This window comes from Embleya sp. NPDC025285 (genome assembly GCF_055558835.1).
Genome location: NZ_JBVHLU010000192.1, coordinates 1 through 10,562 on the forward strand (window position 1 = coordinate 1; position 10,562 = coordinate 10,562).

The window sequence follows — 10,562 nt, forward strand, 5'->3', positions numbered from 1 at the left end:
CGAGAAGCACGTCGTATCGGGCCTGACCGCCGGATCGGTCAAGTAACCCGGACGACCCACGGCCCGGGACGACCCCGGGAAACACGAAGCCCACATGAGCACTTCCATCATCGATCTGCTTCCCAGCCCGGTCCGGGCGGTCGGACAACCGCCCCCCGGACCGGGCTCCACGGCCGAGCGGGCAAGGACACGGCTGTACCACTCGTTCTCCGCCCGTGGCGGCCCCGCGCGGCGCGGCACATGGAGATCCCATCCGGCAGCTCACCCGGAGGCAGTTGCGGGCCCTGGCGTCCGATGATGCGTGGTAGTGCTTGAAGATTTCAGATGGAGTAGGAATGCGCCGGAGACTGCTGGTGATCATCGGGGCGCTGGGGGTGGCTGCGACGGCCGTGCGCCTGTTTCCTCGCATCGAGAGCGCCATCGCCGCTGTGCGGGGAGGCGACGAGCCCCCGGAGGAGACCTACGTGGTGTCGCGGTCGAGACCATCGACCGACATCGACGTGTGGCACGACCACCCACTCGGGTCCGGTTTCCAAGCATTCCTCAAGGAGGCCGACCGATGAGTCGCCCGCGGCCGGGGCTCGCGAGCCGCTGATGTGCGGTGCGATCGCGTGCGCCCGCTCCCCTCGCCATGGGACTTGGGGGGTGCCGTGATCCGGTGACGACCGCAATGGGTCATCCGAGCCGCAGAGTTCGACGCCGTCCGCTGCGCGGCGGCGTCGAAGGTATATATCGAGCGGACGTCGTCCGCGGCCTCCGCCGGGCGCAAACCGCGGCCCTGACCAGGAGTTGCGGAACGTACAGGCGGGAGCGGCGCCGCGGAGCTTCCCGTCGTCATCGGCGTTCCCGAATCCCGCGTCGCCACCGAGCCGCCATCGCTGTCGAGAGACCCCTGGAGCCGGATCTCGACCTGAACCCTGGCCTGCACGTGGATGTTCGAAGATGCGCAATATCCGCGTCACATGAGTGTGTTCAAGCACTGTCAAGCATCTCGGAGGCCGTCGACGCGGGCGTCAATCCCCTGCCCGGAAGGCCGAGAGGGATCTCGGCATGCGGATAGGCGTCCGTGCGCGGCCTGACATCTCTGCGCAACACCTCGACTCACCTGTGCCCTTCGCCCGGGCCGACATCGCCGAGGTGCCCGCGTGAGCAGCCAGGACTGCGCCGCGGCGACGAGGGCGTGCACACCCCGAAACCCTCCGTCGACCGACTGAGGCATGTTCCCCACGAATTGGCAAAGTCGCGGGGGCTCAAGCCTTGACACCCCCCGAGCACCCTGGCACCTTCATGCTTGAAGTTGCTCACAAAGCGCTTGATTCAAGCAATTACAAGCATCATCGCGCTCAGTTGCGTTACGTGCCGCGTGTTTCGCTGCCCACCATGAGCGGCCGGCAGCGCGGCAGGAGTCGGCGGGTTGCACTGAGTGCGCCGGATCGGACCCCCGTGGTCCGGTGCCTGTGCACGAGCACCACACAGCACCGTCGCCGCCGACACCAATCGCACACTCCCGACCGCCCCATCCTGGTGTGCGGTCCCCGTGCCTTCTTGTCCGAAGGAGCCGACCATGCGCTGGTTGCACCGACGAGGCAGACGCCTCGTCGCACTCGCCACAGCCGCCGTCACCCTCCCGCTCACGGCCACGCTCTCCGAGGCCTCCGCCGCTCCCCCCACACCCGCCTCAGCTCCCTACGCCTTGGTGCCGCAGCCGGTCTCGCAGAAAGCGGTGGCGGGCGAGGGGTTCTCCCTCACCCCCCAGACCCGGATCTCCGTCCTGTCCCGGGACTCGGAGGCGGTGGGCGTGGGAACCTACCTCTCCAAGCTGCTCGCTCCCGCGACGGGCTACGACCTGCGAGTCGTCAAGGACACCCACGCCCCGAAGAACGCCGTCGTCCTCGACCCCAACGGCCCCAAGAAGCTGGGAGCCGAGGGGTACACCATCACCTCCGGCAAGAACGGTGTCGTCGTCAAGGCACACGGGGCCCAGGGCCTGTTCCGCGGTGTGCAGACCCTGCGTCAATTGCTCCCCGCCGAGGTCGAGTCCCGGACCAGGCAGTCCCGTGCCTGGACCGTCTCGCCCGTGCAGATCTCCGACTCGCCCCGGTACGAATACCGCGGCGTGATGCTGGACGTCGCGCGCCGCTTCTACCCGGTCGCCCAGGTGAAGCGCTACATCGACGAGGCCGCGGCGTACAAGATCAACACCCTCCACCTGCACCTGACCGACGACCAGGGCTGGCGCATCGCCATCGACGCCCTGCCCGACCTGACCAAGGTCGGCGCGAGCACGCAGAGCGGACACACCGGCGGCACCGACTGGTACTACTCGAAGGCCGACTACCAGGAGATCGTCTCCTACGCCACGTCCCGCTTCATGACGGTGGTACCCGAGATCGACGGCCCCGGCCACACCATGTCCGCCCTGGCCTCGATACCCGAACTCAACTGCGACGACAAGGCGAAGCCGCTCTACTCCGGCTTCGACGTCGGCATCAGCACCTACTGCCTGGCGGACGGGACACACCAGGGCAACACCAGGCGCTTCCTGAAGGCCGTCATCAAGGAGGTCGCCAAGCTCACCCCCGGCCCCTACATCCACCTCGGCGGCGACGAGGCCCCGCACACCCCGCCGGACCAGTACGCCTCCTACGTCAAGTCCGCCACCGAGGCGACCACAGGACGCCACAAGACGGTGATGGGCTGGAACGAACTCGCCAACGCCGACATCCCCGCCGGCAGCATCATGCAGTACTGGGGAGAGGACGACGACCGCAAGACCATCGGCACCGCTGAGGAGAGCGCGAGCATCGTCTCCACCCGCAACGGGGTCGCCCAGGACGCCAAGTTCGTCATGTCCCCGTCCGACCACGCCTACCTGGACATGAAGTACGACGTCTCCACCCCCTACGGCCTGAGCTGGTCCGGATACGTGCCGGTGGAGCGGTCCTACAACTGGGACCCGGCGACCATCACCGGCAAGATGGACGGCACCGACTGCATCGTCCCGGCCGACAGGATCGCCGGCGTCGAGGCCGCCCTGTGGGCCGACCGCGCCTACGAGGGCAGCAGCTCACTGCCCACCCCGACCACCCGCTGGCCCGAACCCCACGCCTACGCCGACTACATGAGCTTCCCCCGCCTCCCCGCCCTCGCCGAGGTCGGATGGACCCCCCAAGCCGCCCGCGACTGGAAGAACTTCCGTCAGCGCCTGGCCCAGCACGGGCAGCGCTGGACCGCGGCCGGCATCGCCTACCACCCCGCCCCGGGCGTTCCGTGGCCCGGCACCGTACGGACCGTGGAGGGCGTTCACACCATCGAGACCGAAGGCGTCGCGCTGGACAGCGCCGGCTCCACGTCCGACGGCACGGACCTGGTCATGTGGGCATCCAATCGCGGAAACAACCAGACCTGGACCATCGCCCCCCAGTCCGACGGCACCTACACCGTGACCAGTAAGACCTCCAACAAGTGCGCCGAGGCGACCGGTGGGGCCGGCACCACCGTCGTCCAGCGCACATGCAACGGCCAACCCGCCCAACGCTGGAAGATCACCCCGATCGGCGACGACCACACGATCGCCTCCGCCGGCAGCGGCCTCCTGCTCACCGCAGGTTCGGCCAGCAACGGCGCCAAGGCGACCGTGCAGTCCGACACCGGCTCCGCACTGCAACGCTGGTACATCGGCTAGCCGGCCTCACCGGAGGCCATCTCCCGCCCCCGCTCCGGACGCGCCCCGTCCGGAGCGGGGGTTGCGCCCGTGTCTGCAGTGCTTCGTTTCTTTCGTACAACAACCCGGCGGGCGCGCAGACGGCTCGCCTCGGCAAATACCGACCGGACCCCCGCCGTCCCGGTGCTATTTTCACATCATGCTCTGGGTGGAGGATTGATGGAGAGCATCACCAAGAACCGGCAGCCCGTCGAGGCGCTGCGCGCGATGGTCGCCCGCGCCTACGGCCCGGACCAGGTGTGCGACCCGGCCGAGGACTGGGTCGGCGAACTGGGCGACGGCTGCTTCAATGTGGCTTATCGGATCCGGTTGCGATGCGGCGCGCAGGTCGTCCTCAAGATCGCGCCGCCGCCGGATGTCGAGGTCATGACCTACGAGCGCGGCGCCATGGCCACCGAACTGGCGGCGCTGCGGCTGATCCGGGAGCACACGAAAGTGCCGGTGCCGGCGGTCGACTTCGCCGATCGAAGCCATGAACTGTGCGACGCCGACTACTTCTTCATGACGTATGTGGACGCGGACAACCTCGACGCCGTCAGGAACACCCTGACCGCGACGGAGATCGACGCGTACGACGAGGCGCTCGGCGCGATCACCCGCGAGCTGAACGGCATCCCGGGCACCGCCTTCGGCCCGCTGACAGGACCGGGCGAAAGCACGTGGCGCGCCGCCTTCCTGCGGATGGTCGAGGAGTTGCTGGGCGACGGCGAACGACGTGGCGTCGACCTGCGCCACGGCTACGACGTGATCCGCGAAGTCGTGGCCGCCCACGCCGATTCGCTGGACGAGGTGACCGAGCCCCGGTTCGTGGAGTGGGACCTGTGGCCCGGCAACTGCATGGTGCGCGACGGCCGGATCGTGGCGATCGTGGACCACGAGCGGGCGTTCTACGGCGATCCGCTGATGGAGTTCGGCTTCGCCGGGAGCGAGTCCGGCGCTTACGGGAACTCGGCGGCTTTCATCCGCGGCTACGGCCACCGGCCTTTCACCCCCGCCGAGCGGACCCGCCGGCGGCTGTACAACCTGCACCTGGCTCTGGTCCAGATCATCGAGACGAACTTTCGGGCGCACACCGGCACCGCGCAGTACGACTGGGCGTGCGAGCGCCTGCGGGAGACCGTGGCCCTGCTCGGCGAGCAAGCCCGCTGACGCTCCCTCGACGCCACACGACCGCAGCACGCGACGCCACGCGCCGAGCTGAACGGCCGAATCGCGCTCGCGAGCGAGACGGGATCGGCAGGACGGGTCTTCAGCGTGCGCACAAGCGTGTCTTGGGTGCCGGGAGCGGCCGGGCAGTGTCAGCCCGCCATCGCCGGAGCATCGTTGCGCAGGGATTCGGAGACGGGGGCGGCGACCGGCAGCATCGCCCGGACGGTGTGGCCGGCACCGCAGTCTTCGACGTCCACCCCGCCGGCGAGGAATCCGACGATGTCCATGCCCCGGCCGTGCTCGTCGGGGTCGCAGACCCGCGGCCGACGCCCGACGCCGTGGTCCCCGTGGTCGTCCACCGCGATATTCAGCACGCCCGCGTCCAGGACCAGGCGAACGGTCATGACGCTCCGGCCGTACTGCGCCGCGTTCGCCGTCAACTCGCCGACGATCAAGACCGCGGAGTCCCGATCGTCGCCGACCAGACCCCAGCGGGCGAGTACCGCGCCCGTGAAGCGGCGGGCGTCGGCGACCCGGACGTCCCGGGCAGGCAGCGAGATCACGGCGTGCCGTCGGTCGAGCGACGGTGCGGGGCGGCGGCCCCGGCCCCGGACGACCGCCCGCGATCCGCCGGTCGCGACATCGACGCGACGCTCCGTGGCGTCGATGACGCCGGCGTTTCGGTATGGGCACATCTCGGGTGCCTCCACATCGTGCAGCTCGGCCTGCGGCCGAGCGGTCGTGCCGTGCCGGGGGGTTTCGGGCTCTTCCCAGATCCAAACTACCCCTTGGTCCAACAGGTGTAAATAGTATCTTCCGGGACTTAGAATAAGGGGAGACCGACCAGACGGGCGAGGAGTTTCATGCTCAAGCGAACGGCACGGGACATCCGCCGGCACAACAGGTTCGAGGTGTTGCAGAGCACCTACGCGGCCGGCGAGCACGTGAGCCGGCAACAGATCGCGACCGCGACCGGACTGTCCACGGCCACGGTCGCCAACCTGACCGGCGAGCTCCTCGACGTCGGCGTCCTGGTCGAGGTCGGGCGGGAGGACTCCGGCGGCGGCCGCCCCCGGGCACGCCTGGCGGTCAACGCCGAGCGCGGCCTGCTGGTCGGCGTCGACGTCTCCGAGGACTTCGTCCGTCTCGAACTGTACGACCTCGCGATGAACGTGCTGCGCGCCGTCGAGCGACGGATGGACCCGCGGGGCAGCTCCCCGGGCGACGTGGTCGAACACATCGCGCTGGGCGTGGACGACCTCCTGACGACCCCGGACGTGGATCCCGACCGGGTCCTGGGCATCGGGGTCAGCCTGCCCGGACTGGTCGAACGCGAGGGCGGCGTCTCCGTCCTCGCCGTCTACGGACACTGGCGCGACGTCCCCATGAAGGCCCTCCTCGCCGAACGACTCGACTTCCCCCTCTACGTGGACAACCCGCTCAAGGCCAGCACCGTGGCCGAACTGTGGTTCGGCGCCGGACGCGACGTCGACGACCTCGCCGTCGTCACCCTGCGCACCGGCGTCGGCGTCGGCGTCGCCATCGACGGAACGCTCTACCGCGGCGCCACCAACAGCGCCGGCGAATGGGGCCACATCATCCTGGTCATGGACGGACGGACCTGCCGATGCGGCGCCCGCGGATGCGTGGAGGCATACGTCGGCGCACCCGGCATCCTGCGGACCCTGCGCGAGATCGACCCGCACAACCCGATCCTCACCATCGACGACCAGATCGCCGCGATCGAGGCCGTCGCCGACGCGGCCCGCCGACACGACCCCACGGCGCTGCGGGTCGTCGAGGACACCGGCCGCCACCTCGGCGCATCGGTCGCCACCCTGATCAACATGCTCAACCCGGCCAGGATCGTGCTCGGCGACTGGGTCGCCGACCGCCTCGGCGAACCACTGCTGACCGCCACACGCGACGCCGCCGCGCACTACGCCCTCGAGCAACCCTTCGCCGCGGTCACCCTGAGCCTGTCCGAACTCCCGGACAACGCGGTGTGCCTCGGCACGGCCACCTTCGCCCTCGAAGGCTTCCTCAACGACCTCACCTCGCGCCCCAGCCCGCTGCCCTGATCCGCACGGCCACGTCCGCCGCCGTCACAGCGCCCCGAGTCGGTCCTCCGTGACCTGGAACCGCGCCTCCGCCCCCGGGCCGACCGCGGCGTCGATGCGGGCCCGCATGGTGGCGGACATCGGCGGCAGTTCGTCCAGCGGGAACCAACGGGCCTCGGTGTTCTCCCCATCCGCCGGATGCGGCTCACCCGCACGCCATCGGCACAGGAACACCAGGTTGAGATACTGCGTCCGGTCCCCGTTGACGTAGACGATCGGCTCGGTGACGTCGACCATCGCCAGCCGCTCCGGAACGGCCTCGACGCCCGCCTCCTCGCGGACCTCCCGCACCCCGGCGTCCGCCGGCTGCTCACCGGGATCGATGATCCCGGTGACCGCCGTCCAAGCCCCGTTGTCCGCCCGCCGAACCAACAACACATGCGCTTCCCGCACCACCACCGCGGTCACCCCCGAAAGCCACAGGGGCGCGGTACCGATTTTCTCCCGCAGCGCGAGCACAAACTCCGGTGTCGACATTCGCTCAGTATAGGAAGCTCGGATCGTCGAACTCCCCCCACACACACCCGAGATGCGCGCTTGCCCCAACACGGGGAGCACGGGGCCGAGTTCGAACCGCCGGATATCCGGGCGACGTCGGCCGTGACCGGCTCGGCTCCGGCACGGTTCGCTTCACGATTGCGCCACACCCAGGTCGGGGGTGTCGACCAGCCACGCCTGTGGTCGAGTCGTGGCGTCCAGTTCGAGCAGGACGAGCTCGTTGCTCCCGGTGCGCAGGGTGGGAGCGGGCACGTAGAGGGTGCGCTGAGGGCCGCGGTTCCAGTAGCGGCCGAGGTTGAACCCGTTGATCCAGGCCTGGCCCTTGGTCCAGCCGGAGAGGGAGAGGAAGGTGTCGGCGGGGGTGTCGACGTCGAAGGTTCCGTGGTGGAAGGAGGGCGTGCCCGGCGGTGTGTCGTCGGCGGGACCGAAGGTGAGTGGGCCCAGGTCGTTCAACGCGAGGGGGTGGGTGTCCCATTCGTTCAGGATGGTGCCGTTGAAGGAGACCGGCCCGAGCAGTCCCTTCGGATCACCGATGCGTGGCCCGTAGTTGACTCGCCCCATGTTCTCCACCAGCACCTCGAGGGTGGCTCCGGGGCGGGGTACGTGGACCGGGAGGCTCTCTTCGTGGCGTTCGCGTTCCAGGACGCCGACGGGCGAACCGTCGATGTAGACGCGGGCCCGATCGCCGACCCCCTCCGCGAAGTGCAGCACTCCTTCGCCGGCGACGGGCAACGTGGTGCGGTAGAGCGCGAGGCCGGCACGTACGCCCAGCGCGTCCAACGTGGGCGGCTCGGTGGTACGGACCGGGGCGGCCAGCACGCCGGCGTTCGTGAGCAGCGGGGTCCGGCGGTCCAGATCGACGACGGTGGCGGGCAGTTTCGGCCCGGGTGCCGGCACCGGTTCGTCCGGGACCGGAGCATGGCGGGCGATGACCTCGCGGAAGGCGTGGTACTTCGGGCCGGGGTCACCGGATTCGGACAACGGGGCGTCGTAGTCGTACGAGGTGACGATCGGGGTGTAGGCGTGATCGTGGTTGGCGCCGTTGGTGAAGCCGAAGTTGGTGCCGCCGTGGAACATGTAGATGTTGACCGACGCGCCCGCGGTGAGCAGTGCGTCCAGGTCGGCGGCGGCATCGGCGGCATCGCGCACATGGTGCGGCTCGCCCCAGTGGTCGAACCAGCCGATCCAGAATTCGGCACACATGAGTGGCCCGCTGCTCCGGTGGGTGCGCAGCCGCTCCAGGTTGCGGGCGACATTGCTGCCGAACGTGCCTGTCGCCAGGACGCCCGGCAGGCTTCCCGCGGCCAGATGGTTTTGGTGGGTCTGGTCGCAGGTGAAGAGCAATTCGCCGACGCCGCGGGTGCGCAGCGCCTGTTCCACGTACTGGAGGTAGGCGGTGTCGTCGCCGTAGGCGCCGTATTCGTTCTCCACCTGTACCGCGATCACGGGACCGCCTGCCGCCGCAAGGTGCGGGAGGAGCGCCGGCAGCAGCAGATCGAGGTAGCGATCGAATACCTTGGTGAAGCGGGGATCGCTGCTGCGCAGTCGGATGCCGGGGTCGTCGGTCAGCCACGCGGGCAGGCCGCCGCCGTCCCATTCCGCGCAGATGTACGGGCCGGGACGCAGCAGGACGTGCAGCCCTTCCTCCTTGGCCAGTCGAAGGTAGCGGGGCAGATCGAGCAGGCCGTCCAGATCGATGGCATCCGGGGTCGGCTGGTGCAGGTTCCACGGTATGTAGGTCTCCACCGTGTTGAGCCCCATCAATCGGGCCTTGTGCAGCCGGTCGGCCCACTGGTCGGGGTGGATGCGGAAGTAGTGCATGGCCCCGGAGATGATCCGGAATGGCTCGCCATTGAGCGCGAACCCGTCAACGGTCGTGGTGAGAGCACTCATTCGGGGTCTCCTCGAAGTGGATCGGTGAGTTGTGGTGGTCGGGTGGTGTGGCCGTGGCACGGCTCAGCCAGAGCGTGGCGGCCACGCACAGTGCGGAAATGCCGGACAGGAGCAGCGGGACGGTGCGAACGCCGGACCATTCGATGGCCTTGCCCAGCGCGGGTCCGGCGACGACACCGCCGATCATGGAAGCGGCGATCACCAGCGCTCCGGCCCGACGGGCGCGGGGAGCCGCATCCCGCCCGTGGCAGACGGACTCACCGCCGCCACGGTCACTCGGTCTCGAGCAACGGCCCCGTGTCGCCGTGCTCGGTCGGCAGTGATCCCAGGACGGCCACTCCTCGCGGGGCCAGGGTGGTTCGGTGCGTGAGGCGGTGATCGTCGGCGAGCAGATCGCGCCGTGCGGTGGGGAGTTCGACGTCGTGGGTCGATCCCGTGTGGTTGAGGAGAATCAGGACGTCGTAACCCTCGCGCCGGCGGATGGCCGCCTGGATGCCCGCCGGCAGGTCCGGCAGGACGGGGTCGACGGCCGCGTCGGCGCACGCGCGGGCCAACAGGGTGCGCATCGTGGTGGCGTCCGGGCGGGTCGCGATGTAGCGGGCGGTGCCGGCGCCGTACGAGTGGACCGTGGTGGCCGGACGTCCTTCCCACTGGGGACCGACGAATTCCAGTTCCGTGCGGGCGCCCTTGAGCGTGACATCCTCGCGCCAGAGGTCGGCGGTGCCGGACTCTGGCTCCGCTGCTCCCGGTGTGCGCAGCGCGAACGTCCGGCCCACGTCGGTGGGCCAGAATTCCTGGACGGACACGCCCAACGCCTCGCGCAGCGGACCGGGGTAGCCGCCGAGATGTACGCGGTCGTGTTCGTCGACGATGCCGCTGAAGAAGGACACCACGATCGAGCCGCCGTCGGCGACGAACCGGGAGAGCTTCGCGCCGTGTTCTGCGGACAGGAGGTAGAGGCTCGGTACGACCACCAAGCCGTAGCCGGACAGGTCGGCCGAGGGGTGCACGACGTCGACGCCGACGCCGAGGTCGAAGAGCGCGGCGTAGTGGTCGAGTGCGCGGTCCGGGTGGCGGACTGCGTCGGAGGGGTGCGAGTCGAGTTCGAGGGCCCACCAGCTGTGCCAGTCGGACAACAACGCGACCCGGTTGTGGATCCGGGTGCCGACCAGTTCCGG

At 69.4% G+C, this 10,562-nt stretch carries 8 protein-coding genes and 1 pseudogene; 4 read left to right on the forward strand and 5 right to left on the reverse strand.

From position 1 onward, the window contains the following. Positions 1-353 precede the first annotated feature (353 nt). The 3 genes from ACZ4FV_RS50490 to ACZ4FV_RS50500 all read left to right on the forward strand — a co-directional run bounded on the left by ACZ4FV_RS50490 (position 354) and on the right by ACZ4FV_RS50500 (position 4,873). A complete protein-coding gene (locus ACZ4FV_RS50490) occupies positions 354-563 on the forward strand; it encodes a hypothetical protein (protein WP_465328107.1) in 210 nt (69 codons plus the stop codon). 1,001 nt (positions 564-1,564) lie between these two features. Continuing rightward, entirely contained in the window at positions 1,565-3,685 is a 2,121-nt protein-coding gene (locus ACZ4FV_RS50495; RefSeq protein ID WP_465328109.1) for a family 20 glycosylhydrolase, read from the forward strand. Between the two features lie 198 nt (positions 3,686-3,883). Further along, positions 3,884-4,873 carry a phosphotransferase family protein gene (locus tag ACZ4FV_RS50500; RefSeq protein WP_465328111.1) on the forward strand — a complete coding sequence of 330 codons (990 nt, stop codon included), beginning with the start codon at positions 3,884-3,886 and terminating at the stop codon, positions 4,871-4,873. Between the two features lie 149 nt (positions 4,874-5,022). Here the strand turns inward: ACZ4FV_RS50500 and ACZ4FV_RS50505 are convergent, their stop codons facing one another. Then, entirely contained in the window at positions 5,023-5,436 is a 414-nt protein-coding gene (locus ACZ4FV_RS50505; RefSeq protein WP_465328113.1) for an ATP-binding protein, read from the reverse strand. Between the two features lie 300 nt (positions 5,437-5,736). Between ACZ4FV_RS50505 and ACZ4FV_RS50510 the strand changes: the two genes are divergently transcribed. After that, positions 5,737-6,954, forward strand: coding sequence for an ROK family protein (locus ACZ4FV_RS50510; protein ID WP_465328115.1), 1,218 nt, complete (start codon positions 5,737-5,739; stop codon positions 6,952-6,954). A gap of 24 nt (positions 6,955-6,978) precedes the next feature. Here ACZ4FV_RS50510 and ACZ4FV_RS50515 read toward each other — a convergent pair whose 3' ends face one another. The 4 genes and pseudogenes from ACZ4FV_RS50515 to ACZ4FV_RS50530 form a co-directional block, all read right to left on the reverse strand. Beyond that, positions 6,979-7,470, reverse strand: a complete 492-nt coding sequence (locus ACZ4FV_RS50515) for an NUDIX hydrolase (protein WP_465328117.1) — start codon at positions 7,468-7,470, stop codon at positions 6,979-6,981. A gap of 153 nt (positions 7,471-7,623) precedes the next feature. Beyond that, a complete protein-coding gene (locus ACZ4FV_RS50520) occupies positions 7,624-9,384 on the reverse strand; it encodes a glycoside hydrolase family 35 protein (RefSeq protein WP_465328119.1) in 1,761 nt (586 codons plus the stop codon). Further along, positions 9,359-9,619 (reverse strand): annotated as a pseudogene (locus ACZ4FV_RS50525) (hypothetical protein); the annotation flags it as partial. The pseudogene ACZ4FV_RS50525 and the gene ACZ4FV_RS50520, both read right to left, overlap by 26 nt. A gap of 37 nt (positions 9,620-9,656) precedes the next feature. Continuing rightward, positions 9,657-10,562: beta-galactosidase (locus ACZ4FV_RS50530; RefSeq protein ID WP_465328121.1), on the reverse strand; the 906-nt coding region annotated here is incomplete at its 5' end.

Bases quoted from the DNA above. Each gene is read 5' to 3' on its own strand.
- ACZ4FV_RS50495 (WP_465328109.1), top strand. From the start codon at position 1,565: ATGCGCTGGTTGCACCGACGAGGCAGACGCCTCGTCGCACTCGCCACA.
- ACZ4FV_RS50500 (WP_465328111.1), top strand. From the start codon at position 3,884: ATGGAGAGCATCACCAAGAACCGGCAGCCCGTCGAGGCGCTGCGCGCG.
- ACZ4FV_RS50510 (WP_465328115.1), top strand. From the start codon at position 5,737: ATGCTCAAGCGAACGGCACGGGACATCCGCCGGCACAACAGGTTCGAG.
- ACZ4FV_RS50515 (WP_465328117.1), bottom strand. From the start codon at position 7,470: ATGTCGACACCGGAGTTTGTGCTCGCGCTGCGGGAGAAAATCGGTACC.
- ACZ4FV_RS50520 (WP_465328119.1), bottom strand. From the start codon at position 9,384: ATGAGTGCTCTCACCACGACCGTTGACGGGTTCGCGCTCAATGGCGAG.